The organism is Janibacter cremeus (genome assembly GCF_029395675.1).
GTDB classification, from domain to species: Bacteria; Actinomycetota; Actinomycetes; order Actinomycetales; family Dermatophilaceae; genus Janibacter; species Janibacter cremeus_A.
In genome coordinates this window covers 3,166,715-3,191,339 of sequence record NZ_CP115184.1, presented here as the reverse complement: position 1 = coordinate 3,191,339, position 24,625 = coordinate 3,166,715, and the positions used below count along the sequence as shown (strand labels likewise).

At 72.0% G+C, this 24,625-nt stretch carries 24 protein-coding genes; 6 read left to right on the top strand and 18 right to left on the bottom strand.

What is annotated here, in order from left to right; all coding sequences use genetic code 11:
• Window positions 1-25 precede the first annotated feature (25 nt).
• Complete coding sequence (locus tag O9K63_RS15250) at window positions 26-496, top strand: MaoC family dehydratase (protein WP_277239220.1); 471 nt, start codon at window positions 26-28, stop codon at window positions 494-496.
• Between the two features lie 101 nt (window positions 497-597).
• Here O9K63_RS15250 and O9K63_RS15245 read toward each other — a convergent pair whose 3' ends face one another.
• The 3 genes from O9K63_RS15245 to O9K63_RS15235 all read right to left on the bottom strand — a co-directional run bounded on the left by O9K63_RS15245 (window position 598) and on the right by O9K63_RS15235 (window position 3,147).
• Window positions 598-1,104, bottom strand: coding sequence for a thioesterase family protein (locus O9K63_RS15245; RefSeq protein ID WP_277239218.1), 507 nt, complete (start codon window positions 1,102-1,104; stop codon window positions 598-600).
• The gene (locus O9K63_RS15240; RefSeq protein ID WP_277239216.1) at window positions 1,101-2,054 is read right to left on the bottom strand and encodes an NADPH:quinone oxidoreductase family protein; all 954 of its coding nucleotides are present in this window, start codon (window positions 2,052-2,054) and stop codon (window positions 1,101-1,103) included. Before O9K63_RS15240 ends, O9K63_RS15245 begins: the two co-directional genes overlap by 4 nt.
• 91 nt (window positions 2,055-2,145) lie before the next feature.
• The gene (locus O9K63_RS15235) at window positions 2,146-3,147 is read right to left on the bottom strand and encodes an NADP-dependent oxidoreductase (RefSeq protein WP_277239214.1); all 1,002 of its coding nucleotides are present in this window, start codon (window positions 3,145-3,147) and stop codon (window positions 2,146-2,148) included.
• A gap of 140 nt (window positions 3,148-3,287) precedes the next feature.
• On the opposite strand from O9K63_RS15235, the gene O9K63_RS15230 reads away from it, so the two are divergent.
• Window positions 3,288-4,073: an SDR family oxidoreductase gene (locus O9K63_RS15230; RefSeq protein WP_277239212.1), complete on the top strand. Its 786-nt coding sequence runs from the start codon at window positions 3,288-3,290 to the stop codon at window positions 4,071-4,073.
• Between the two features lie 112 nt (window positions 4,074-4,185).
• On the opposite strand, the gene O9K63_RS15225 is transcribed toward O9K63_RS15230, so the two are convergent.
• Genes O9K63_RS15225 through O9K63_RS15210 form a run of 4 tightly spaced genes read right to left on the bottom strand, consistent with a single transcriptional unit; the run spans window position 4,186 to window position 7,898 of the window.
• Complete coding sequence (locus O9K63_RS15225) at window positions 4,186-4,869, bottom strand: TetR/AcrR family transcriptional regulator (RefSeq protein WP_277239210.1); 684 nt, start codon at window positions 4,867-4,869, stop codon at window positions 4,186-4,188.
• 10 nt (window positions 4,870-4,879) lie between these two features.
• Window positions 4,880-5,923, bottom strand: a complete 1,044-nt coding sequence (locus O9K63_RS15220; protein ID WP_277239208.1) for a phosphotransferase family protein — start codon at window positions 5,921-5,923, stop codon at window positions 4,880-4,882.
• Between the two features lie 23 nt (window positions 5,924-5,946).
• Window positions 5,947-7,170: an acyl-CoA dehydrogenase family protein gene (locus O9K63_RS15215; protein ID WP_277239206.1), complete on the bottom strand. Its 1,224-nt coding sequence runs from the start codon at window positions 7,168-7,170 to the stop codon at window positions 5,947-5,949.
• Window positions 7,171-7,214: 44 nt separating this feature from the next.
• Window positions 7,215-7,898 (bottom strand): HAD family hydrolase, encoded by a 684-nt coding sequence (locus O9K63_RS15210; protein WP_277239205.1) that lies wholly within the window; start codon window positions 7,896-7,898, stop codon window positions 7,215-7,217.
• Window positions 7,899-7,980: 82 nt separating this feature from the next.
• On the opposite strand from O9K63_RS15210, the gene O9K63_RS15205 reads away from it, so the two are divergent.
• The 3 genes from O9K63_RS15205 to O9K63_RS15195 are packed head-to-tail and all read left to right on the top strand — an operon-like array spanning window position 7,981 to window position 10,798.
• A complete protein-coding gene (locus O9K63_RS15205) occupies window positions 7,981-9,312 on the top strand; it encodes an MFS transporter (protein WP_277239203.1) in 1,332 nt (443 codons plus the stop codon).
• A 44-nt stretch (window positions 9,313-9,356) separates the two neighbouring features.
• Window positions 9,357-10,166, top strand: a complete 810-nt coding sequence (locus O9K63_RS15200) for an enoyl-CoA hydratase-related protein (protein WP_277239201.1) — start codon at window positions 9,357-9,359, stop codon at window positions 10,164-10,166.
• 32 nt (window positions 10,167-10,198) lie between these two features.
• Entirely contained in the window at window positions 10,199-10,798 is a 600-nt protein-coding gene (locus O9K63_RS15195) for a dienelactone hydrolase family protein (protein ID WP_277239199.1), read from the top strand.
• A gap of 6 nt (window positions 10,799-10,804) precedes the next feature.
• Here the strand turns inward: O9K63_RS15195 and O9K63_RS15190 are convergent, their stop codons facing one another.
• The 10 genes from O9K63_RS15190 to O9K63_RS15145 form a co-directional block, all read right to left on the bottom strand.
• Entirely contained in the window at window positions 10,805-11,767 is a 963-nt protein-coding gene (locus O9K63_RS15190; RefSeq protein WP_277239197.1) for a phosphotriesterase family protein, read from the bottom strand.
• Between the two features lie 73 nt (window positions 11,768-11,840).
• Window positions 11,841-13,187: an MFS transporter gene (locus O9K63_RS15185; RefSeq protein WP_277239195.1), complete on the bottom strand. Its 1,347-nt coding sequence runs from the start codon at window positions 13,185-13,187 to the stop codon at window positions 11,841-11,843.
• Window positions 13,188-13,272: 85 nt separating this feature from the next.
• Window positions 13,273-14,163, bottom strand: coding sequence for an SRPBCC family protein (locus tag O9K63_RS15180; protein WP_277239193.1), 891 nt, complete (start codon window positions 14,161-14,163; stop codon window positions 13,273-13,275).
• 3 nt (window positions 14,164-14,166) lie between these two features.
• The gene (locus O9K63_RS15175) at window positions 14,167-15,021 is read right to left on the bottom strand and encodes an FAD binding domain-containing protein (protein WP_277239191.1); all 855 of its coding nucleotides are present in this window, start codon (window positions 15,019-15,021) and stop codon (window positions 14,167-14,169) included.
• Window positions 15,018-17,423, bottom strand: a complete 2,406-nt coding sequence (locus O9K63_RS15170) for a xanthine dehydrogenase family protein molybdopterin-binding subunit (RefSeq protein WP_277239189.1) — start codon at window positions 17,421-17,423, stop codon at window positions 15,018-15,020. Before O9K63_RS15170 ends, O9K63_RS15175 begins: the two co-directional genes overlap by 4 nt.
• Complete coding sequence (locus O9K63_RS15165; protein ID WP_277239187.1) at window positions 17,420-17,887, bottom strand: (2Fe-2S)-binding protein; 468 nt, start codon at window positions 17,885-17,887, stop codon at window positions 17,420-17,422. Before O9K63_RS15165 ends, O9K63_RS15170 begins: the two co-directional genes overlap by 4 nt.
• Before the next feature lie 25 nt (window positions 17,888-17,912).
• On the bottom strand, window positions 17,913-19,091 hold the full coding sequence (locus O9K63_RS15160; RefSeq protein ID WP_277239185.1) for an XdhC family protein: 1,179 nt from the start codon (window positions 19,089-19,091) through the stop codon (window positions 17,913-17,915).
• 199 nt (window positions 19,092-19,290) lie between these two features.
• Window positions 19,291-19,872: a methylated-DNA--[protein]-cysteine S-methyltransferase gene (locus O9K63_RS15155; RefSeq protein WP_277239183.1), complete on the bottom strand. Its 582-nt coding sequence runs from the start codon at window positions 19,870-19,872 to the stop codon at window positions 19,291-19,293.
• Window positions 19,869-20,381 (bottom strand): RNA polymerase sigma factor, encoded by a 513-nt coding sequence (locus O9K63_RS15150; RefSeq protein ID WP_277239181.1) that lies wholly within the window; start codon window positions 20,379-20,381, stop codon window positions 19,869-19,871. The genes O9K63_RS15155 and O9K63_RS15150 overlap by 4 nt, the downstream gene beginning before the upstream one ends.
• The gene (locus O9K63_RS15145) at window positions 20,368-20,886 is read right to left on the bottom strand and encodes a methylated-DNA--[protein]-cysteine S-methyltransferase (protein WP_277239180.1); all 519 of its coding nucleotides are present in this window, start codon (window positions 20,884-20,886) and stop codon (window positions 20,368-20,370) included. Before O9K63_RS15145 ends, O9K63_RS15150 begins: the two co-directional genes overlap by 14 nt.
• A gap of 79 nt (window positions 20,887-20,965) precedes the next feature.
• Here O9K63_RS15145 and O9K63_RS15140 point away from each other — a divergent pair, with 79 nt between their 5' ends.
• Window positions 20,966-21,961, top strand: a complete 996-nt coding sequence (locus O9K63_RS15140) for an NADPH:quinone oxidoreductase family protein (protein ID WP_277239178.1) — start codon at window positions 20,966-20,968, stop codon at window positions 21,959-21,961.
• Window positions 21,962-22,118: 157 nt separating this feature from the next.
• Here O9K63_RS15140 and pepN read toward each other — a convergent pair whose 3' ends face one another.
• A complete protein-coding gene (gene pepN / locus O9K63_RS15135; protein WP_277239176.1) occupies window positions 22,119-24,590 on the bottom strand; it encodes an aminopeptidase N in 2,472 nt (823 codons plus the stop codon).
• Between the last annotated feature and the right edge of the window lie 35 nt (window positions 24,591-24,625).

Below are 24,625 nucleotides of genomic sequence, written 5' to 3'. Positions count from 1 at the left end.
CGATTCGTGATCGAAGGAGCTCACCGTGACCCAGACCGCGCAGTACCGCCCGACCTCCGTGCAGGACCTCAAGGACCTCGTCGGCGTCGAGCTCGGCCCCACCGAGTGGCACGTCGTCGACCAGGCCGCGATCGACGGCTTCGCCGACCTCACCGGGGACCACCAGTGGATCCACGTGGACCCAGCGCGGGCCGCGGACTCCCCCTTCGGCTCGACGATCGCGCACGGCCTGTACAGCCTGTCGCGCACGCCGGCCTTCTTCGAGGAGCTGATGGCGTTCGACGGCTTCACGCACAGCCTCAACTACGGCTACGACCGGATCCGCTTCCTCCACCCGTTGCCGGTGGACTCGCGCATCCGGATGCGCGCGGAGGTGACCTCGGTCGAGGAGACCGCCCCCGGCCAGGTCAACGTCGTCACCAAGCTGACCGTCGAGGCGGACGGCATCGACAAGCCGATCCTCATCGCCAACTCGATCGGTCGCTTCAGCGTCTGAGCCGCCCCCCGGTTCGCAACTGCCTAGGCTCTTGCGACACCCCGGCCGCCCCCCGTTCGCAACTGCTTAGGCTCTTGCGAGCGGGGGGAAGGGGGTGCGCGTCAGCGGCGCACGCCCATCGCGCCCGCGAGCGGCAGCTGCCACGTCAGTGCCCGATGGCGGGCCACCTCGGCGTCGATCGCCTCCGCGAGCTCCTCGGGGAAGGGAGCCAGCCGGCGGCTGCGGAGGTCGACGTGTCCCTCGACGACCTCGAGGGTGTTGGCGATCCGACCGGTCGAGTGGTTGACCACGACGGAGATCCCGTGGAAGACCTTCTCGCCACGATCCAGCCACCGCACGTGGCCCGAGATCTCCTCGCCGACGTGCACCTCGTCGTGGAATCGCAGGTGCTGCTCCATGCTGAAGACCCCGCGGCGCCGCAGCGTGCGGTACTCCTCGTCGACCCCGATCCGGCGCAGCGCCCCCTCCGCCGCCAGGATGTGGAAGCCGTAGAAGTGCTGGACGTTGACGTGGCCGTTGCCGTCCTCCCACTCCGGGCCGGCGATCGTGCGGCAGACCTCGGGGAGCTGTGCGACCTCCTCCGCGGAGGGCAGTCCTGCGCGGGTCATGGCACCAGGACGACCTTGCCGGTGACCGTACGACCCTCGAGGGAGGTCAGCGCGGTCGCCGCGGCCTCGAGCGCGTGGGTGGCCCCGACGACGGGCCGCAGGGCACCGCTGCGCAGGTGCGGGAGCATCGCCTCCCACTCCTTCTGCACGTGGCCCGGACGGCTCATGGCGAACGCCCCCCAGCCGACCCCGACGACCGCGACGTTGTTCAGCAGCAGCCGGTTGACCTTGACGGTGGGGATCTCCCCGGCGGTGAAGCCGATGACGAGCAGCCGGCCGTGCTCCTTGAGCGCGCGCAGGGAGTCGGTGAACCGGTCTCCGCCCACCGGGTCCACGACGACGTCGACGGAGGACTTCCCGATCGTCGCGAGGAAGTCGTCGGCGAGGACGACCTCGTCGGCCCCTGCGGCACGCGCCACCTCCCCCTTCGCCTCGGTGGAGACCACGCCGATCACGCGGCCGGCGCCGAAGGCCTTGGCCATCTGGATGGCGGCCGTCCCGATGCCACCGGCCGCGCCGTGGACGAGGACGGTCTCCCCCTCCGCGAGGCCGCCGCGCTCGACGAGCGCGAAGTAGACGGTCGCGTAGTTGAAGGTGAAGGATGCCGCCTCCTCGAAGGCGACGTTGTCCGGCAGGGGGAAGGTGAGGTCCGGGCTGGCCTGCGCCTTCTCCGCGAAGCCCCCGAGCAGCGTGAGCGCCGCCACCCGGTCGCCCGGCGCGAAGCCGCTCCCCTCGGGGGCGCTCTCGACGACACCGGCGACCTCCGCCCCCGGGACGAAGGGGAGGTCGGGCTTCATCTGGTACAGGCCGCGGGTCTGGAGCAGCTCGGGGAAGGCGACGCCGGCCGCCTTGACCGCGATCGTCACCTGGGAGTCGTCGGACGGCTCCGGGACGTCGACGAGCTCGACCGCGTCGGGCCCGTCGAGGGAGGAGATGTGGATGGCGCGCACAGGGAAACCTTTCGTTGGACGCTGGCTGAGGTGCGAGGCCGCCCGCGGGCTGGGTCCCATGCTCTGCATGGGCGCCTCGACGCCTCGTGGGTCAGACCTTGAGGAGCAGCTTGCCGGTGTTGACCCCGTCGAAGAGGCCGAGCAGCGCGTCGGGGAACCCGGCGACGCCACCCTCGAGCACCGTCTCGGTGGCGACGAGGCGGTCCTGCTCGATCAGCTGCGAGATCGCCGCGATGCCCTCGGGGTAGCGGTCGAGGTAGTCCATGACGAGGAAGCCCTGCATGCTCGCGCGGAAGACGAGGAGGGCCATGTACCGCCGCGGCCCCTCGGCCAGCGTCTCGTCGTTGTAGGTGGAGATGGCACCGCAGATCGCGATGCGGGCGCCGCGGGCGAGGTTGGCCAGGGCGGCGTCGAGCAGCTCCCCACCCACGTTGTCGAAGTACACGTCCACGCCGTCGGGCGCCGCACGACGCACCTGGCGCAGCAGGTCGCCCTCCTTGCGGTCGATGACCTCGTCCAGCCCGAGCTCACGCAGCCAGGCGACCTTCTCCGGGCCGCCGGCGACACCGATGACGCGGCACCCCTTCGCCTTGGCGAGCTGGGCGACGACGCTGCCGACCGCACCGGCGGCGGCCGAGACGAGCACGGTCTCCCCCGGCTGCGCGCGACCGACGTCCTCGAGACCGAAGTAGGCCGTCATGCCGGGCATCCCGAGCGCACCGAGCCAGGTGGCCATCGGGGCGACGTCGAGGTCGAGCTTCGACACCCCCTTCCCGTCGGAGAGCACGTGCTCCCGCACGCCGAAGGTGCCGCTGACCGCGTCACCGACGGCGAAGTCCTCGTGCTCGGAGGCGATGACCTCCCCGGCCGCGAAGGCACGCATGACCTCGCCGATGCCGACGGGCGGCACGTAGGAGCGCACGTCGTTGAGCCAGCCGCGCATCGCCGGGTCGAGGGAGACGAGGTCGATGCGCACGACGAACTCACCCGGACCGGGCTCGGGGACCTCGGTGGTGGCGAGCTGCCAGGTGCTCGCATCCGGTCGACCCTGCGGCCGCTGGGCCAGACGTACTTCCTGCGACGACCAGCTCATGGGATCTCCTGCCGATGGTGGGATGGACGGTCGCCGTCACCCTCCCACAACATGAATCCGACCTCAACTATATCTTGAATCGGAATTCAAGTATCGCTACTGTCGGCCCAACGCACCCCCTCCGACGCAAGGACCTGCACATGGACATCCCCTCCCTCTTCTCCCTCGACGGCCGCGTCGCCCTCGTCACCGGCGGCTCCCGCGGCATCGGCCGGATGATCACCGAGGGCCTGCTCTGCCAGGGCGCCCGGGTCTACATCACCGCCCGCAAGGCCGAGGCCTGCGAGGCCACCGCGGCCGAGCTGTCGGAGCAGTACGGGCCGGGCCGCTGCGTGGCGCTCCCGGTCGACGTCTCGACCACCGACGGGATCGCCGCGCTGCTCGAGGCCTTCCGCACGCACGAGGACCACCTCGACATCCTCGTCAACAACGCCGGCGCGGCCTGGGGTGCGCCCTTCGACGAGTTCCCCGAGGACGGCTGGGACAAGGTCATGGACCTCAACGTCAAGACGCCCTTCTTCCTCACCCAGGCCGCCAAGGACCTCCTCCTCGCCGGCCACGAGCGCGGCGGGCACCTCGCCAAGGTGATCAACATCGGCTCGATCGACGGGCTCTCCCTCAACCCGATGGAGACGTACTCGTACCACGCGAGCAAGGCGGGCATCATCCACCTCACCAAGCGGATGGGTGTGCGACTGGCTCCGGAGGGGATCGTCGTCAGCGCCATCGCGCCGGGGGCCTTCGCCTCGAACATGAACAAGGACGCCCGCGACAACTCCGAGGAGGTCAGCGCGCACATCCCCTCCGGCCGCATCGGCCGCCCGGAGGACATGGCCGCCGCGGCCGTCTACCTCGCCTCCGCCGCCGGGGACTACGTCGTCGGCAGCACCCTGACCGTCGACGGTGGGGTCACCATCGCCCGGTGATCCCCCCCCTTCGCCCGGCTCTGCATGACAAACCCCCGCTTCGCAGGAGTATCGAACTCCTGCGAAGCGGGGGTTTCTCGGGTGACCCGATATTCGGGGGGGGCCGGCGGGGTCAGTCGGCGCGCAGCTCCGGCGTGGTCAGGCCCAGGGCGTTGGTCCACATCCGGGTCGCCGCCTCGACCAGCTCGTCGACGGGCTCGGGCGCGTAGTCACCGATGAAGACGTCCTGGGCCAGTCGCGAGATCATCCCGGACAGCGCCATCGCGGCGAGCTTGGCATCGATCTTCCGGTCGGCCAGGCCCCGCCTCTGCAGGTCGGCGATGGCCCGGGCGTTGCGGGTGACGAAGGCGTCGGCGCGCGCCTTGCGCATCTGCCGGAACCGGGGGTCCACCGCCGCCACCTGCAGGAGCAGCTGGTTGAGCCGGGCATTGCGCCGGTAGGCCTCGAAGTAGGCGCGGTTGCTCGCCCCGATGATCTCCACGGGGTCGTCCACGCTCTCCATGCGCCCCGTGCCGGGGTGGAGCATCTCGCTCTGGGCCTCGTGCAGCACCGCGGCGAAGACCTCGTCCTTGCTGTCGAACCACGTGTAGAAGCTGCCGATCGAGCACTTCGCCTCGGCCGCGATGTCGACGAGCCGCGAGTCGACGTACCCGTCCCGCTCGAAGACCGTGCGGGCCGCGGCGATCAGTGCGGCGCGGGTCCGCTCGCCACGGGCCGTCTGCGGCTGCGTGCCCAGCTTCTGGGGGTCGACGAGGGCGGGGGCCTCGGTGGGAGCGCTCTCGCTCTCGCTCGGCATGGCGGTCACCTCAGTCTTCCCGGTCCAGGACGCTGTGCCCGCACACGACGATCTCGTCGACCGCCGAGGCCGGGATCGCCCCGGCTGCGGTCAGGTTGCGCGGATCGTCCTGCTGCCGCCGGCGCACCCCCTCGAGGATGATCGCCAGCTTCCACAGGCCGAGCGCGTTCCAGAAGGGTACTGCCGAGACGTCCCGACCGGTGACCTGCGCGTAGTGCTCGACGAGCTCGGAGCGCGTGGCGAAGCCCGGGACCATCGAGGCGTCGAAGCGCATCGACGGCGGGTCCCCGGGCTGCGGCCAGTAGGCCAGGAGGGTGCCCAGGTCGGCGAGCGGGTCCCCGAGTGTGCACAGTTCCCAGTCGAGGATGGCGCGCACACCGGCCTCCTGCGGGTCGATGATCACGTTGCGCAGGTGGCTGTCCCCGTGGACGAGGGTGATCTCGCCGGGCCCGGGATCGAGTGCGGTGAGCCGCTCCGTGAGCCGCTCGAGCTCGGGCAGCTCACGCGTCTTCGACAGGTCCCACTGACGGGACCACCGGCGCAGCTGCCGGGCGCCGTAGGGCTTGTGGCTGGCCAGGTCCGACAGGCCGACCTCCTCGAGGTCGACCGCGTGGATGTGCCCGAGGGTCTCGACGAGGGAGAACCCGACGCGGTGGCGGGCCTGTCGCGTGAGCTCCTCGGCGTCGGCGCGGTCGTCGAGGACCGCGCCTTCGACGAAGGAGACGACGAGCACGGGCACGTCCGTGACGGCCGGGTCCTCGCACAGCCCGTGCACGACCGGCAGGGGGACATCGCTCCCCTGCAGCGCCGAGAGGATGCGGTGCTCCCGCGCCACGTCGTGCGCGGAGGCGAGCAGCTCACCCAGGGGTGGCCGCCGCAGGACGAGCCGCTCCCCCTTCGCATCCGTCGCGAGATAGGTGAGGTTGGACTGGCCCAGGCCCACCCGCTCGAAGGTCACGGGCGGCTCGAAGCCGATCCCCAGGCCCTCGAGCCAGCTCGACATGGCCTGCGGGTCCAGTCCCTCGGTCACGGTGCCGTCGCTCGCATTCTGCATCGCGTCTCCTTCGTCCGGCCGTTCTACTTCTTCTTGCCCCACTCGGGGCTGCGCCGCCGGTACTCGCGACGCGCGATGGTCATCTTGTGCACCTCGTCGGGCCCGTCCGCGAGACGCAGCGTACGCATGTGTGCGTACCACATCGCCAGCGGGAAGTCGTCGCTCACGCCGCCTCCACCGTGCACCTGGATGGCCCGGTCGATCACCTTGAGCGCGACGTTGGGGGCGGCGACCTTGATCGCGGCGATCTCCGTGCGGGCCACCTTGTTGCCGACGGTGTCCATCATGTGCGCGGCCTTGAGCGTGAGCAGGCGGGCCATCTCGATCTCGATGCGCGACTCGGCCACCCAGTCCATGATGTTGGCACGGTTGGCGATCGGCTCGCCGAAGGTCGTGCGGCTCTGCGCCCGGTCGATCATCAGGTCCAGGGCGCGCTCGGCCACGCCGATGGCCCGCATGCAGTGGTGGATGCGGCCGGGCCCGAGACGGGCCTGGCTGATCATGAAGCCGTCACCCTCGCCGGCCAGGAGGGCCTCGACGGGCACGCGCACGTCGGTGAAGGTCACCTCGGCATGGCCCTCGCGGTCCATGTAGCCGAAGACCGGCAGGCCACGCTCGATCCTCACCCCCGGGGTGTCGATCGGCACGACCATCATCGACTGCTGCCGGTGGGTCGGGGCGTCCGGGTCGGTCTTGCCCATGACGATCATGACCTTGCAGTTCTTGTGCAGGGCGTTGGAGGTCCACCACTTGCGGCCGTTGATGACGTACTCGTCGCCGTCGCGGACCATGCGCGTCTCGACGTTCGTCGCGTCCGAGCTGGCGACGGCCGGCTCGGTCATCGCGAAGGCCGAGGCCATCTCGCCGGCGAGGAGCGGCTTGAGGTACTTCTCCTTGTGCTCCTCGGTCCCGAAGAGGGTGAGCACCTCCATGTTGCCGGTGTCCGGGGCGTTGCAGTTGATCGCCTCGGGAGCGAGCTCCAGGCTGCGCCCGGTGATCTCGGCCAAGTGCGCGTACTCGAAGTTGGTCAGGCCCGGCCCCCACTCCGGGTGGGGGTGGAAGAGGTTCCACAGGCCCCGGCTGCGCGCCTCGGCCTTGAGGTCCTCGAGCACCTGGGGGTGGTGGTTGGGGTCGCCGGCGGCAGTCATCTGCTCGCGGTAGACCGACTCGGCGGGGTAGACGTGCTCGTCCATGAAGGCGAGCAGCTTGTCGCGGTACTCCTGACCACGCTCACTGAGATCGAACATCGGAACCGTCCTTGGTTGGCTTGGCTGGTGGGGGTGGTGCTGGGTCATGGGGCGGCGGCCGCGGGCGAAGGGAGGCCGAGCAGCTCGCGCACGCGCGGCGCCGTCTCGCCCGCGTGCCGGTGGTGGACCCCGGTGATGCCCAGGCGCGCCGCGCCGACGAGGTTGTGCTCGAGGTCGTCGACGAGCACGCACTCCTGCGGCGGCAGACCGAGCTGCTCGCAGGCGATGGCGTAGATGCGCCGCGAGGGCTTGCGCACGCCCACCCGTCCCGAGATCACGGTGACGTCGAAGAGCTCGTCGAGGTCGACCCGGGCGTAGCAGTCACGCCCCAGGGAGTTGGACACGAGTGCCACCGGGACGTCCCGGCGGCGCACCTCCCGGACCAGCTCGATCATGGCCTCGTCCAGCTGCAGGCGCGCCGCGATGCGCGCCAGCAGCCCGCGGGCCTCCAGCCGGCCACCCGCCTCGGTGAGCGCCTGCGCGAAGGCGTCCTCGAAGCCCTCGTCGTCCAGACGGCCCTCCTCGTGCTCGCGGAGCGCGACGCGGGCCCCCTCGTGGCGGGCGAGCAGCGACAGCGCGTCGCCGGGCGCCAGCCCGGCCTCGGCACCCAGGGCACCGAACGCATCGGCGATCGGCGTGGTGAGCACTCCGCCGAAGTCGATGAGCATGCCCGACAGCGGACCGCCCGCCCCGCTCGCCGGCGCCTCGGGCGATGATGGTGAGCTCATGCGACTCCCCCTCCTCGGACAAAAGCGTGTGGGGACTGTATACTTGAACTCTGATTCATATTCAAGTGCGGATCGAGGCGATGTGGCGGAGCTGGCGTCCGGCCGGACCGAGGTGCGTGGCGCCGTGGCGACCGGCCTGGCGGTCCTCTTCGGCGTGACCGGCCTGGGTAGTGCCGCGGTCGCCGTGGCGCTGCCGACCATCGTGACGGACCTGGACGTCACCGCGGGTCGGGCCGCGCTCGTCGTCAGCTGCTACTCCCTCGCCCTGGCCGTCGGCAGCGCGGTCTTCGGCCGGCTCGGCGACATCTTCGGCATCCGGGCACCCCTGGCGCTCGGACTGTCGGTCATGGTGGCCGCCGCCTGCGCCGGTGCGCTCGCCGGCAACCTGCCGGCACTCATCGCCGCACGCACCCTGCAGGGGCTCGGCGCCGCCGCCGTGCCGGCCCTGACGCTGGCGGCCGTGCAGGCCCTCTTCGAGGGGGACGCACGGGCCCGGGCGATGGCCACCTACGCCGGGGTCGGGGCCACCGTCAACGCCCTCGGCCCGGTCATCGGGGCCATGCTCGTCGAGCCGCTCGGGTGGCGGCCGGTGGTGGCCATCCCCCTCGCCGCCCTCCTCGTGATGCCGCTGCTGTGGGGCGACCTGCCGACCCGACGGCAGGCCGGCGCGACCATCGACGCGCCCGGTGCCGTGCTCGTCGCGATCGCGGCGACCGGGGCCGTCCTGGCCCTGCAGTGGGCCACGCTCGGACCCGTCCCGGCCCTCATCGGCCTCCTCGCCCTGGTCACCGCGGCCCCGGTGGCGGTCCTGCGGTCGCGCCGGCACCCGGACGGCATCGTGCAGGCGGCCCTCATCGGTGACCCCGGCGCACGCCGGAGCCTGCTCACGGCCGTGAGCCTGCCGTCGGCGTGGTTCGGCATGCTCGTGGCCATCCCGACGGCGCTGACCGCCCACGGGTGGACCGGTGTGCAGATCGGCCTGCTGCTCGTCCCGTGCGCGGCCCTGGGCATCGTGGCCCCCCGCGTCAACGGGCCGGCGCTCGTGCGCTTCGGCCCCGCCCGCGGCCAGCTCCTCGCGACGCTCGGCACCGCCCTCGCGCTCGTGCTGGCCACCGGCGGCGTGGCCCTGGTCTCCGGCCCCCTGCTCGTGCTCGCGACGCTCCTCCTCATGCTCTCCTTCGGCCTGGGGCAGCCGGCCATGACCACGCTCGTCGCCGACTCCGTCCCGGTCCGCACCCGCGGTGGTGCCCTCGGGCTGCTCACCCTCGTCTTCCTCATGGGGGGCAGCCTCGGTGCAGCGACCGTCGGCGGCCTCGGTGCGCAGATCGGTCTGGCCGGCGCCCTGCTGACGCTCGTCGTCCTCCCCCTCGCGGCCGCCGCCGCCTTCGCCCCGTCCCTACGCACCCGCCGCTGACCCGCTCGCGACCACCCACCCCCTTCCACACCCGAGGAGCTCCCATGACCGACACCGACCACGTGCTGCACGACCTCACCGACGGGGTCGCCACCATCACCCTCAACCGGCCGGAGCGGCGCAACGCCATGTCCGGGCCGATGATCGAGGGACTCGGCGAGCTGCTGCAGGAGGACGCCGACGACCCGCGGGTGCGGGCGCTGGTCCTCACCGGCGCCGGGCGCGCGTTCTGCGCGGGCGGGGACGTGCAGCAGTTCGATGCCGACGGCGGCGAAGGGGGCGGTGCCAGCGAGGTGGACCCCGCGGCCGTGGCCGAGCAGGTGCGCCACCAGGAGATGACCGTCGGTCGGATCCACGCCTTCCCCAAGCCGGTCGTGGCCTCCCTCCCCGGCGCGGCCGCGGGCGCCGGCCTCGGCCTGGCCTTCGCCGCGGACCTGCGCATCGGCACCCCGCGGACCGTCATGGCCACGGCCTTCGCCACCGTGGCCCTGTCTGGGGACTTCGGCGTGGCGTGGTTCCTCCACCAGCTCGTCGGGCCGGCGCGGGCACGGGAGCTGCTCCTGCTCAACCCGCGCCTGGACGGGCCGGCCTGTCTCGACCTCGGGCTGGTCAACCAGCTGGTGCCCGAGGACGAGCTGGCGGAGCGCACCCACGAGGTGGCTCGACGGCTGGCCGACGGGCCGGCGCTGGCGCTGGCGCACCTGAAGCAGAACCTGCGCGAGGTGCCCTTCCAGACCCTCTCGGAGGCGATGCGCGCGGAGGTGCCGCGCCACAAGGAGTGCGGCCTGACCGAGGACCACGTCGAGGCCGTGAGCGCCTTCGTGGAGAAGCGCCCGCCGGTCTTCGGCCGCTGACGGGTGTCACCGGCCTGCTCTAGCGTGGTGACATGGCTCACGTACTGCTCTTCCCGTCCGTCCTCGGTGTGCGCCGGGGCGTCACCGACCTCGCCGACGCCCTGACCGGCGCCGGCCACGACGTCACGACCGTCGACCCGTACGACGGGCAGACCTTCGAGGACTATCCCAGCGGCATGGCCCGCACCAAGGAGATCGGCGAGGAGGCCCTGCGGGCCCGCGGCCTGGAGGCGGCGAAGGGGGTCGGTGCCCCCTTCGTCGCCGTCGGCTTCTCGGTCGGTGCGGCCATCGCCCAGTGGGTGGCCGCCCAGTGCCCCGACACCGCCCGGGTCGTCGTGATGGTCGGCGGTGGCATCCCGATGCAGCACCTGGATGCGACGTGGCCGCCCGGGGTGGCCGGCCAGGTGCACGTCACGGCCGGCGATCCCTTCCACGAGGAGGACCGCCAGCTCGACGCCACGATCGACGAGCGGCTCCAGGACGACGTGGAGCGGGCCGGCGGCGAGTTCACCTACGTCGAGTACCAGGGTGAGGGCCACATGTTCAACGACCCCTCCCTCGGCGAGTACCAGCCCGAGGAGGCGCGGATCCTCACTCGTCGCGTCGTGGAGCTCGCGGACTCCGTGGGCTGATCCGGCCTACCGCTCGAAGTACGCCCGCGGGTTGGTCACGAGCATCGTCTCGATGTCCTGCTCGCTGGCGCCGCCCTCGAGGAGGGCGGGGATGACGTCCTCGCTGATGTGGCGGTAGTTCCACCGGGGGACGGTCTGGCGCTTGGCCTCGGGGTCGAACCAGTCGATGAAGCACGACGCGTCGTGCGCGAGCACCATCTTCTCCGCGTAGCCACGCCGCAGCAGCTCCAGGACGGTCGCCACCCGGTCCTCGAAGGGCAGCAGCACGTCGAGGCCGAAGCGGTCCATGCCGAGGTAGGAGCCGGCGTCCGCGAGCTTCGTGAGGTAGTCGATGTCCGTCGTGTCCCCGGAGTGGCCGATGACGACCTTCGACAGGTCGGCCCCCTCCTCCGCGAGCACCCGCTGGGCGACGAGTCCCGACCCGGTGTGCGGGTTGGTGTGCACCGTGATCGGGGCACCGCTCTGCGCACTGGCCTGGCCGACGGCGCGCATGACCCGCTCGACCCCCGGGGTGAGGCCCTGCTCCTCGATGGCGCACTTGAGGAAGCCGGCACGCACGCCGGTGTCCGCGATCCCCTCCCGCAGGTCCTTGAGGAAGAGCTCGGTGAGGGGCTCCGGCACGTCGAAGAGCAGCCCCGGGCCGGTGTAGTGGAACTGGAACGGGATCTCGTTGTACGTGTACAGCCCGGTGGCCACCACGACATTGAGGTCGATCTGCTCGGCGACGCGCTGGACCCGGGGCAGGTAGCGCCCGAGCCCGAGGACCGTCGGGTCGAGGATGGTGTCGATGCCCAGGGACGGCAGCGCCCCCAGCTCCTCGACGGCCTCGGCCACCTTGGTGTCCTCGTCCCAGTCGTCCTGGTAGTTCTGCCGGTACTCCTCGCCCAGCACGAAGATGTGCTCGTGCGCGAGCACCCGGCCCAGCTCGGCGGAGTCGATGCTCCCGGTCACTGTCGGTACGGCCACCATGTCGCGCTCCCTCGAGGTCGTGTCCTCGGAGCATAGACAGACCTGAACCCGGTTTCAAGAGTGGTGGAGCGGGTCACTCGGCCAGCTGCCGCCCCCGCAGCTCCGGCAGGAGGAAGGTGGCTGCCGCCGCGACGCCGAAGGCGGCGGTGAAGATCGAGAAGACGAGGACGTCGCCGCTCGCGCCCCCGCGCTCGAGGAGGAAGGGCACCATCAGCGGCGCGAGGATGGAGGCCAGCCGCCCGAAGCCGGCCGCCGCGCCGGCGCCCGACCCGCGCACCGCGGTCGGGTAGATCTCCGGGGTGATGGCGTAGAGCGCGCCCCAGGCGCCGAGGTTGGCGAAGGAGAGGGCGCAGCCGGCGACGATGATCGAGGTCACCGAGTCGGACTGGCCGAAGAACCACGCGGAGACGGCGGAGCCGACGAGGAAGGCCGCGAGCGTCGCCCGCCGCCCCCACACCTCGATGAGGACCGCGGAGAGGGCGTAGCCCGGCAGCTGGGCCAGCGTGATGATCAGCGTGTACATGAAGGACGTCGTCACGTCGTGGCCGCGGGCGACGAGCAGCGACGGGATCCACAGGAAGGCGCCGTAGTAGGCGAAGTTCACCCCGAACCACACGATCCAGATGCCCGCGGTGCGCCGCCGCAGCGCGGCCGACCACAGCCCGTGCGCTGCGGTCACGGCATCGACCGGGGCCGGCTCCCCCTTCGCCCTCGCGACCGTCCCCGGCTCGATGCCCGCGGACTTCTCGAAGCCGCGCACGACCTCCTCGGCCTCCTCGTGGCGGCCGCGGCTCTCCAGCCACGCGGCGGACTCGGGCAGGCCGTAGCGCACGACGAGGGCGTAGACGGCCGGGACCAGGCCGAAGGCCAGCCCCCACCGCCAGCCGTCGTCCCCGTGGGGGATGACGTAGAAGCCGATGACCGCGGCGAGGATCCACCCCACGGCCCAGAAGGACTCGAGGGCGACGACGAGACGGCCGCGGATGCGCGTCGGGGACAGCTCGCTCACGAGCGTCGAGGCCACGGGCAGCTCCGCACCGAGCCCCAGGCCGACGAAGAACCGCAGGACCATGAAGAGCGCCATCCCGCCCACGAGTGCGGAGGCGCCGGTGGCCAGGCCGTAGACGACCAGGGTCGTCGCGAAGACCGCCCGGCGGCCGAACCGGTCCGCCAGCCGCCCGCCGAGCGTGGCGCCGATCGCCATCCCGATGAAGCCGATGGTGACGATCCACGACCTCTCCCCCGTGGTCAGGCCCCACTGCTCGGCGAGCACGACGATGACGAAGGAGATCAGCCCGACGTCCATCGCGTCGAGGGCCCACCCGACCCCCGAGCCGACGAGGAGACGGGTGTGCCGTCGCGTGTACGGCAGGCCACCGAGTCGATCGCCTCGGGACGGGGCGCTTCCGGTGCTGGTCATGGACGTCCTCCTGTGTCGACGCATCGGGGCCATCCTCCACCCGGAGGACGGCCCCGATGCGACGGGTCCCGACGGCGCTGCCGCGTCAGCCCTGACCCGATCGACGGCCGAGCAGCCAGCCGAGGACGAGTCCCGCGACCGCCGCGAGCGCGTACGGCGCGTAGGTGCGCAGGAGGACCGGCCCCACCGCCGCGCCGAGGTCGAGGGCGTCGGTGGCACCGCCGCGCCCCGCGCCGGCCGCGTCGGTGCTCTCAGAGCCGCTCCGGCTGGGCGGGGCATCGGTCACGCCCACCGGAGGCGGGCCGGCCGCCGGAGGTGGCGAGGCTGCCGCGGGTGGCCGACCCGAGGCGGCAGCGGCGCCCGCCACCGCGGAGGCCGGCATCGCCGCAGCGGCGGGGGGCGGCCCGGCATCGCTTCCGGGCGCCTCCCCCGCCGGCTCGGCGCCGCCCGGGGCAGCCGGGGCGGCCGGCGCCGCGGCGTCGCCACCCGCCGGGGCGGACTCCTCCAGTGAGTCCGCCGAGCCGGGGGACGCCGGAGCGCCGACCTTGGTGGACAGGCAGTCGACGAACTGCCCCAGCAGCTTGTCGGAGACGTCCTGCATGACACCCCGTCCGAACTGCGCGGGCTTGCCGGTGACGTTGAGGTCGGTGACGACGGTGACCGAGGTCTCCGAGCCGGACTCGACCATGCTCATCGTCACCGTGGCCCCGGCCGTGCCGTTGCCGCGCTTGTCCCGGCCCTTGGCCTCGATGACGGCCCGGTGGGCGCCGTCGTCACGCTCGACGAAGGCCCCGCTGCCCTTGTAGACCATGGCGATCGGCCCGAGCTTGACCTTGACCGTGCCCTCGAAGGAGTCACCGTCCGCGGCGGTCAGCGCGGCCCCGGGGAAGCACTCGGCGACCCCCTCGATGTCCATCATCGTGGCCCATGCGGTGTCGATGGGCGCGGTGACGCTGAACTGGTGTTCCAGATCCATGACTCACACTCCTGCTGCGGCGAGCACGGCGCGGCGCGTCAGGACGCCGGCCAGGTGCCGTCGGTAGTCGGCTGCTCCGTTGAGGTCGGAGGGGGGCTCGGTGCCGTCGGCGGCCCTCGTCGCCGCCTCGCGGACGACGTCAGCGGTGGGGGCCTGCCCGATGAGGGCCTGCTCCACCGACCGCGCGCGAAGGGGGGTGGCCCCCATGTTGGTCAGCGCCACCCGGGCATCGGCGATGGTGCCGCCCTCGACCCTGACCGTCGCGGCGACCCCGACGATCGACCACTGGTGCTCGAGCCGGACGAACTTCTCGTAGTGGGCTCCCCACCCGGTGTGCTTCGGGATGCGGATCTGCGTGAGCAGCTCGTCCTCGCCCACCGCACTGGTGAAGAGACCGACGAAGAAGTCCTGCGCCGCGACGGTGCGCGACCCGTTCGGACCGACGACGACCATCTGGGCGTCGAGGGCCAGTGCGGCCGTACCGATGTCCCCCGCGGGGTCGGCGTGCACCAGGGCCCCGCCGAGCGTGCCGCGGTGCCGGATCTGCGGATCGGCCACCTCGGCGAGCGTCACCGACAGCAACTTGGCGTGCTCGCTGACGAGCGGGTTCTTGCGCACCTCGTCGTGGGTGGCCATCGCGCCGAGGACGATGCTGTCGCCGTCGTCGGCGATGTCGCGCAACCCGGGGATGCGCCCCAGGTCGATGACCGTCTCGGGGGTGTTCATCCGCAGCCGCAGGATCGGCAGCAGGCTCTGGCCACCGGCCAGGACCTTGGCCTCGTCACCGTGCTCGGCGAGCGCCGCGAGCGCCTCCTCGACCGTCTGCGGTGCCACGTAGTCGAACTGGGACGGGATCATCGGGCTGCTCCTTCCGAACCGGCGTGGTCCTGGATCGCGCGCCACACCCGCTCGGGCGTGCACGGCATCGTGATGTCGGTGATGCCCCACGGCCGCAACGCGTCGACGACGGCGTTGACCACCGCGGGTGTCGAGGCGATGGCGCCGGCCTCGCCCACCCCCTTGACCCCCAAGGGGTTGTCGGTGGACGGGGTCACCGTCCGGCCGGTCCGGAAGGAGGGCAGGTCCGCCGCCGAGGGCAACGTGTAGTCGACGAAGGTGCCGGTGACGAGGTTGCCGTCGTCGTCGTAGATCGCCTCCTCGAACAGCGCCTGGGCGATCCCCTGTGCGAGTCCGCCGTGCACCTGGCCGTCGATGAGCATCGGGTTGATCGCGGTCCCGATGTCATCGACACAGGCGTAGGTGCGCAGTGCGACGTGCCCCGTCTCGGTGTCCACCTCGACCGCGCACAGGTGCGTGCCGTGGGGGAAGGAGAAGTTCCCCGGGTCGTAGGTGGCCTCCGAGTTGAGCGTGGGCTCCATGCCCTCGGGAAGGTCGTGCGCGGTGAACACCGCGAAGGCGATGTCGCCGAAGGGGACCGACGAGCCCGGGGCACCCGCGACGGTGAACTTCCCGTCCGCGTACTCCAGGTCGTCCTCGTTGGCCTCCATCATGTGCGCCGCGACCTTGCGGGCCTTCTCGATCACCTTGTCGACCGCCTGGACGACGGCGACACCACCGACCGTCAACGAACGGGACCCGTAGGTGTCCAGTCCCTTCGGCGAGCTCTCGGTGTCGCCGTGGATGATCTCGATGTCATCGAAGGGCACCCCCAGGCGGTCGGCGACGATCTGGCTGAACCCGGTGACGTGTCCCTGCCCGTGCGGGCTGATCCCGGTGACGACCTCGACCTTGCCGGTCGGCAGCACCCGTACGGATGCGCTCTCCCAGCCGCCGGCGCCGTAGTCGAGGGAGCCGAGGACGCGGGAGGGCGCCAGGCCGCACATCTCGGTGAAGGTCGAGATGCCCAGGCCGAGCTGGACGGGGTCGTTGCTCTCGCGGCGCCGGGCCCGCTCGGCCTTCAGCTCCTCCCAGCCGGCGAGCTCGAGCGCCTTCTCGGTCGCCGCCTCGTAGTTGCCGGAGTCGTAGGTGAGGCCGGCGACGGTGGTGAAGGGGAACTCCTCGTGGGTGATCCAGTTCTTGCGCCGCAGCTCGAGCGGGTCCATCTCCAGCTCGGCCGCGAGCTCGTCCATGATCCGCTCGACCCCGAAGGTGGCCTCCGGCCGTCCCGCGCCGCGGTAGGCGTCGGTGGGGACCTTCGTCGTGAAGACCCCGTCGCACCGGAAGCGGTAGGCGGGGAACTTGTAGATGCCGGGGAACATGAAGGCCCCGAGCACCGGCACGCCCGGGGTGAGCAGCCGGAGGTAGGCGCCCATGTCGGCGATGAGGTGGACGTCCAGCCCGGTCACCTTCCCGTCGCGGGTGGCGGTGATGGTGAGGTCCTGGATCTGACCGCGACCATGGTGGGCGGCCGCCATCGACTCCGACCGGGACTCGGTGTACTTCGCCGGTCGACCGAGCGCGCGGGCCACCAGCGTGGTGATGACCTCCTCCGGGGTGATCGTGATCTTGCCGCCGAAGCCACCCCCGACGTCGGGCGCGACGACCCGGACCTTGTGCTCCGGGATGCCCAGGGTCAGACCGAGCATCGTGCGCAGGATGTGCGGGATCTGCGTGCTCGACCAGACGGTGATCGCGTCGTCGACCGGTTGGACGACGACCGAGCGCGGTTCCATGAAGCCGGGGCTGAGGCGCTGCTGGACGAAGCGTCGCTTGACCGTCACCTCGGCGTCCCGGGCCGCGTCCTCGACCGAGCCGCCGGAGCCGGCGGCCGCGGAGTCGAGCTCCCACGTGTAGGACTTGTTGGTGCCCGCGGACTCGTGGACGAGGTCTGCCCCGTCGGCGAGTGCGGCCTCGAGGTCGAGGACCGGAGGCAGCGGCTCGTAGTCGACGTCGATCTCCTCGAGCGCGTCGACCGCCTCGCCGGGCGTCCGGGCGGCGACGACGGCGACCGCGTCCCCGGCGAAGTTGACCTGGTCGACGGCCAGGGACGGCGCGCCGGGGTTGACCATGTCGGGCGTGACCGGCCAGGCGCAGGGCAGGTCGCCCTGGACGTCGGCGAAGTCCTTGCCCGACCACGCGCCGAGGACCCCGGGGGCCGTGCGGGCGTCACCGACGTCGACCGAGGTGATCTTCGCGTGGGCCATCGGGCTGCGCAGGATGGCCAGGTGGACCATGCCCGGCAGGATCATGTTGTCCACCCAGGTGGTCCGCCCCGTGACGAGGTGGCGGTCCTCCTTGCGCGTGCGCGAGGCGCCGATCTCCGAGGTGGTGCTCGTGGGCTGGTCGTCGACGGCGGTCATGACCGGTCACCCCCCGCCACCTGCTGCACGGCGCGCACGATGTTCTGGTACCCGGTGCAGCGGCAGAGGTTGCCCTCGAGCCCGGTGCGGATCTCCTCCTCGGTGGGGTCGGGGTTGTCCTTGAGCAGGTCGAGGGAGGCCATGATCATCCCCGGCGTGCAGTAGCCGCACTGCAGCGAGTGGCAGTCGGTGAAGGCCTGCTGCATCGGGTGCAGCTCACCGTCCTTCGCCAGACCCTCCACGGTGTCGACCGACGTGCCGTCGGCCTGGACGGCGAGCACCGTGCAGGACTTCACGCTCGACCCGTCGAGGTGGACGGTGCAGGCGCCGCAGCTGCTCGTGTCGCACCCCACCACCGTCCCGGTCTTGCCGAGCCGTTCGCGCAGGTAGTGCACCAGCAGGGTGCGTGGTTCGACGTCGTCGGTGTACTCGACACCGTCGACGTGGACACTGATCCGGGTCATCGTTGACTCCTTCGTTGGTGTGTCGTCAGGTCATGATCTGGTGGTCCAGCAGCTCGGGCGCCGTCTCCTCCGACGCCCCGTCGCGGTTCGTGTGGTGGATCGGCCCGCGGGTGTCGGTCAGGCGCCGGCCCTGCCCTCCCCAGCGGTGGGCGATGATCTCGGCGGCGATGCTCACCGCGGTCTCCTCGGGGGTGCGGGCACCCAGGTCCAGCCCGATCGGGCTGGACAGCCGACCCAGCTCCTCCTCGGTCAGGCCGCACTCCCGCAGGCGGGCCATCCGGTCGTCGTGCGTGCGACGAGATCCCATCGCGCCGACGTAGGCGACCTGCGGGGCGCGCAGGGCCACCTCGAGCAGCGGCACGTCGAACTTCGGGTCGTGGGTGAGCAGGCAGATGACGGTGCGGGAGTCGATGCGCCCCGCCTCCAGCTGGGCGGTGAGGTACCGGTGCGGCCAGTCGACGACGACCTCGTCGGCCTCGGGGAATCGGGACCGCGTCGCGAAGACGGGACGCGCGTCGCAGACGGTCACCTCGTATCCGAGGAAGGACCCGACCCGCGCACAGGCGGCGGCGAAGTCGATCGCACCGAAGACGAGCATCCGCGGCGCGGGCGCGTACACGGCGGCGAAGACCCGCATGCCCTCCCCCCTTCGCTCCCCGTCGGGACCGTAGGTGAGGGTCTCGCTGTGGCCCCCGGCGAGCAACCCGCGGACGTCGTCGAGGACGGCTGCGTCGGCGCGGTCGCTGCCGATGGCACCGTCGTGGTCCTCGTGGTGGACGACCATGCGACGTCCCACCCACGCGGGGTCGGTGTGCTCGACCACCGTCGCGACGGCGACGGGTCGTCCGCCGTCGATGTCCGCGGCGACGCCCTCGAGCTCGGGGAAGGTCGTCGGGGAGACCTTCTCGACGTAGACGTCGAGGATGCCGCCGCAGGTCAGACCCACGGCCATCGCGTCGTCGTCGCTGACCCCGTACCGGTGCAGCTGCGGTCGCCCGTCCCCGAGCACCTGCTCGCCGACCTCGTAGACCGCGCCCTCCACGCACCCGCCGGACACGGAGCCGACGGCCTCGCCGTCGGGACCGATGAGCATGGAGGCACCCGGCCCCCGCGGCGAGGAGCGCCAGGTCGCGACGACCGTGCCCATCGCGACGTCCTCACCGGCACGCCACCACCGGATCAGCTCCCCGAGCACGTCACGCACGCCCGACCACCCCGTGGGACGGCATCAGGTCACAGCAGGGCCCGGGTGCGGCGAGACGGCCGGTCGAGACATCGACCGACGCCACTGTCGGGTCCATGGTCGGATCATCGTCCATAGCCGCAGCCACGGCAAGAGGTCCCGGCCCCCGCAGGAGCCCAAGCAGTTGCGCAGGGAGTGGCCACCCGGACCTCGCAGGAGCCTAAGCAGTTGCGAAGGGAGTGGCCTCCAGCGCCAACAGCTGCCGCTTCGCCTCGGGACCGCCGCGGTAACCCCCTTCGCTCCCGTCGCTGCGGACCACCCGGTGGCACGGCAGGACCAGCGGGACCGGGTTGTTGGCGCAGGCGCTGCCGACGGCGCGCACCGCCCCGGGGCGGCCGGTGGCGGCGGCCATCTCGGCGTACGTCGCGGTGCGGCCGTAGCCGATCGTCGGCAGGGCACCGACGACCTCGCGCCGGTAACCGCGGAGCAGGCGCAGGTCGACGGGCACGTCGACCTGCCGACTGCGACCGTCGAGGTAGTCGGTGAGCGCGCGGGTGACGGCGTCGAGCCGGGCCGGGGCCTCCAGCACGCGCGGACTGACCCGCGCGGCCAGGTCGGCGAGGACGGCGTCGTGGTCCTCCAGCGCGAAGGCCACCCGGACCACGCCGTCCTGCGTCGCCGCGACGAGCAGCCGACCGAGCGGAGAGTCGATGACGCGGTAGGCGACGTCGAGCAGGCCCGCTGCGGCGGCGTCCGCCGTGAAGCGGTCGTGCAGACGGTTCAACAGCTCGCGGTCGTTCATCGGATCTCCTTCTCCCGCAGGGCCTTCAGTCCGTCGCTGGCAGCGCGACGGGCCGCCGCCTCGGTGCCGCCGACGAGCTGCGCGACCCGGGCGTGCGACAACCCGCCGAGGTAGCGGTAGGTGATCACTTGGCGTTGCTTCGTGGGCAGCCCCGCGACGTGCCGCCACACCCCTTCGCCCTCGTCCGGCTCGTCCTCGGTGACCACCTCCGGCAGCTCGGCCACGGGATCGGTCCGGCGGCGGGTGCGGGCCCGGTGCACGTCGGTGCACTTGCGGCGGGCGACCGTCGCCAGCCAGGCGGCCACGTCGAGGTCCGGCGGCAGGTCCGGCCACGCCGACAGCGCCGCCAGGAAGGTCTCGCTCCAGGCGTCGTCGACGTCCGCCGCGTCCAGCCGCGACCGGCAGATCGCGAGCACCCGCGGCCCGTGCTCCCGCACGACCAGCTCGAAGGGGGGCAGCCCCGCCCCGTCGTGGGGCCGGCCCCGCGCACCGTGCTCAGAAGAGGGCATCGCGCTCGCTCGCGGCCGGCTCCTCGAGCGCGAGCAGACGGCGCTTGCGCTCGATGCCACCCGCGTACCCGGTGAGCGATCCGTCGGCACCGACGACGCGGTGGCACGGGACGACGATCGAGACCGGGTTGGCCCCGACGGCCCGACCCACCGCCTGGGCCGCGCCGCCGCTCTCGGCCGCGAGCTCCCCGTAGGTGAGCGTCTCGCCGTAGGGGATGCGGGTCAGCCGTTCCCACACGCGGCGGTGGTGCTCGCCGCCCCGCAGGTCCACGGGCAGGTCGAAGTCGCGCCGCCGCCCGTCGAGGTACTCCCCGAGCTGGGCCGCGAGCGCGACGAGGACCGGCTCGTCGGCGTCCGCGCGGGGGCCGAAGGTCTCGGGGTCCGGCAGCGTCCAGTGCCCGGGGAAGTACAGACCCACGAGCACCGTCCCGCGCCCGGCCGCCTCGTCGAGCACGGCCGTCAGGTCACCGATGCCCGTCGGGAGCAGCGCGTGCCGAGTGGTCATGGGTCCGATCATGGTGGATGTCGTCACACCATGTGAACGCACGGCCACCCCGATCCGTGAGGTCAGTACCCTCCACGGCATGAGCATCCGCGCGTGGCAGGCCCAGCAGCTCGGCGCCCCGGCCGAGGTCCTCACCCTCGTCGAGGCGCCCACCCCGACGCCCGGCCCCGGGCAGGTGCGGGTACGAGTGCGGGCGAGCGCGGTGAACTTCGCCGACACCCTCATGTGCCGCGGCGAGTACCAGGTGCGGCCGCAGCCCCCCTTCGTCCCCGGCCTCGAGGTGTGCGGTGACGTGCTCGAGGTCGGCGAGGGGGTGACCCGGGTGGCCGTCGGCGACCGGGTGCTCGGCGGGACCGCGGTCCCCCACGGCGGCTTCGCCACCGAGTGCCTCATGGACGCGGACCGGACCTACCCCGCCCCGGCCGGGCTCGACGACGCGGCGAGCGCCGCGCTGATGATCAGCTACCAGACCGGGTGGTTCGGCCTGCACCGTCGGGCCGCACTGCGCGAAGGGGAGACCCTCCTGGTCCACGCCGCCTCCGGTGGCGTCGGGTCGGCTGCCGTCCAGCTGGGCAAGGCGGCGGGAGCGCGCGTCATCGGGGTCGTCGGCGGTCGGGACAAGGTCGACATCGCAGCGCGAGTGGGGTGCGACGTCGTCATCGACCGCAAGGCGGAGGACATCATCACCCGGGTCAAGGAGATCACCGACGGGCACGGCGCCGACGTCGTCTACGACCCGGTCGGTGGCTCCGCCTACACCGCGAGCACGAAGTGCATCGCCTTCGAGGGGCGAATCATCGTCGTCGGCTTCGCCAGCGGGCAGGTCCCCGAGCCGCGACTCAACCACGCGATGGTGAAGAACTACACGATCCTCGGGCTGCACTGGAGCCTCTACGAGCAGCACGAGCCGCAGCTGGTGCAGGAGTGCCACGCCGAGCTGGTGCGTCTGGCCGACGCGGGCCTGGTGGAGCCACTCGTGACGGAGCGCTTCGACTTCGCCGACACCCCGGCCGCGCTGACCCGGATCGCCGGCGGCTCGAGCACGGGCCGGATCGTCGTCGAGTCCGCTCGCTGAGTAGCAGGTCCGACCCGCACCGGGCTTGCTCCGCCGAGGAGAACGAACGGGCACGCCCTTGGTCGTTCGTTCCGGTTCCTGAGGTGCGAGTCCGCGCAGCGGGCGAGCCTCGAAGGGCACTCCCGGAGTCGGGCGTACTCCGCTCGTTCTTCTCGGCTCAGTTCCCGGGGAAGGCGCGACGCGAGGCGAGGGCCTCCTCGAGCTCGGACTGGGCGTCGATCATCTGGCGGCGCACCCCCTGCTGCAGGTCCTCGCGGGCGAGGCAGGCGCGCGAGAGCTGCAGGGTCTCCTCGGTGACGAATCGGGAGGGGTAGTTCATCGCGGTCACCCGGGAGAGGGCGTCCTCGCCGAGCCACTCGGTCATCAGCGGGACCTCGGTGAAGTAGCGCTCGACGTAGGGCGCGACGAGCGAGAGGTCCTCCGGACCCCAGAAGCCGGCCGAGATGGCGACGAGCTCGTGGTTGCTGCGCTCGCGGTTGGTCGTCAGGTCGGCCCAGGCCTCCCCCTTCGCCTCCGCGGTGGGGATCGCGGCGCGTGCGCTGAGCGCGCCGAGCTGCCCGGTCATCGTCCGGTCCTCCTCGAGGGCGCGGTCGATCTCCTCAGTGCCGATGACGCCACGACGGCTGAGTTGCCCCAGCAGGATCCACCGGAAGTCGGCATCGCCCTCGAGCCCGTCGGGCAGGCCGCGACCGTCCGCCCACGGCACCAACCGCCCCTCGACGTCGTCGGTGGTGCGGGCCACGAGGCGGGCGGCGTGCAGTGCCCGTGAGCACCCCGGCTCGGCAGCGGCGAGGACCTTCTCCCCGACGCGGGCCAAGCGCGCCCGGGCCGCCGCCTGCTCCTCCTCCGGCAGTAGGATCCGGATGACGCGCGCGGTCAGGTGCATCCCGGAGCGGGAGAAGATCGAGTCGTTGTCCTCGGTGACCAGTGCGTCCTCACCGAGGTCGACGAGCAGGCGTGGGTCGACCCGTGCCATGGCGACACAGTCCCGCAGCCCGACCCAGATCACCGCCCGGGCCTGCGCGTCCGAGAGCAGCGGCAGCTGCCCGCGCAGCGAGTCGATCGACCGGTCGTCGAGGACCGGCGTGGCCCACGTGCGGTCCCCGGCGTTGGGCAGCACGAGTGGCGCCTCCATGTCGACCTCGGGCACGGGCGCCTCGGGGCCCTCGAGGGTGAGGTCCACGCGCGAGGTCTCGACCCCGCCGTCGTAGGTGGCGATGTCCAGCACGTGCGGACGGTCAGCGGGGTACGCGACCGGGGCGGTGCGCGAGACGGTGCCGGCCATCCTGGCCACCTCGATCTCGTCCACACCGGCGGTCTCGAGCCAGCCACGGCTCCACGTGTCGAGCTCGCGCCCACTGGCCCGCTCCATCGCACGCAGGAAGTCCGCGAGGGTGCCGTTGCCGAAGGAGTGCGCCGTCAGGTACTCCCGGATGCCGGTGAGGAAGGCGTCGTCACCGATGAACTCGATCAGCTGGCGGATGACGGCGGCGCCCTTGGCGTAGGAGATGCCGTCGAAGTTCGCCAGGGCGGACTTCGCGTCCGGTGCGGGTGAGCCCGCCACCGGGTGGGTCGAGGGCTTGCGCTCGGCCGAGTAGCCCCACGACTTGCGCGACATCGTCGAGTCGATCCACGCCTCGGTGTAGTCGGTGGCCTCCACGAGGCAGCGGTGGGCCATGTACTCGGCGAAGGACTCGTTGAGCCACAGGTCGTCCCACCACTGCGGGCTGACGAGGTCGCCGAACCACATGTGCGCCATCTCGTGGCTGATCGTGTTGGCGCGGGTGAGCAGCTCGTCGCGCCCCACCGCCCCGCGGAAGAGGTAGGAGTCGCGGAGCACGACGCACCCCGGGTTCTCCATCGCGCCGGCGTTGAACTCGGGGACGAAGACCTGGTCGTAGTCGTCGAAGGGGTAGCGGATACCGAAGATCGAGTGGAAGTAGTCGAAGCTCGCCCGGGTCACCGCGAGCATCTCCTCCGCGTGCTCCTCGAGCTGCTCGGCCATCGACGCCCGCGCCCACAGTCCGAGGCTGATCCCGTCGTGCTCGTCGAGGACGCAGACGTACGGCCCGGCGCACAGCGCCACGAAGTACGTGGACAGCGGCTTCGTCTCGGCGAGGTGCCACACTCCCCCGTCGGCCATCGTCCCGGCGCCGTTGCCGATGACCTTCCACTGCGCCGGCGCCTTGACGGATACGGCGTAGGGAGCCTTGATGTCGGGCTGGTCGAGGCAGGCGAAGACGGCGGGCGCGGCGTCGAGGAAGAGGTGGCTGAAGACGTAGTCCTCGCCGTCCGCGGGGTCGGTCGCGCGGTGCAGGCCCTCGCCGTCGTGGCTGAAGCCCATCGTCGCCTCGACCTCGAGGACGTGCTCACCCGCGGTCACGGTCAGCGGCAGTCGCCCCTCGGCGAGGGCCGCGACGTCGACCGGCCGGCCGTCGAGGGTGGCCGAGTGCAGGGTGACGGGTTTGCAGTCGACGAAGGTCGTCCCGTCGCCACTCGCCCCCAGGTGGATGCGGGTGAGGGAGCCGAAGGTCTCGGCGCCCCGGTCGAGGTCGAGCTCGACCTCCATCCGCGTCACGGACAGCAGGTCGGCACGGTGGAGGGCTTCGTCGCGAGTGAGGGAGGGCACCCCAGCATCCTGTCATCGTCGGCCCGAGGGCGTGC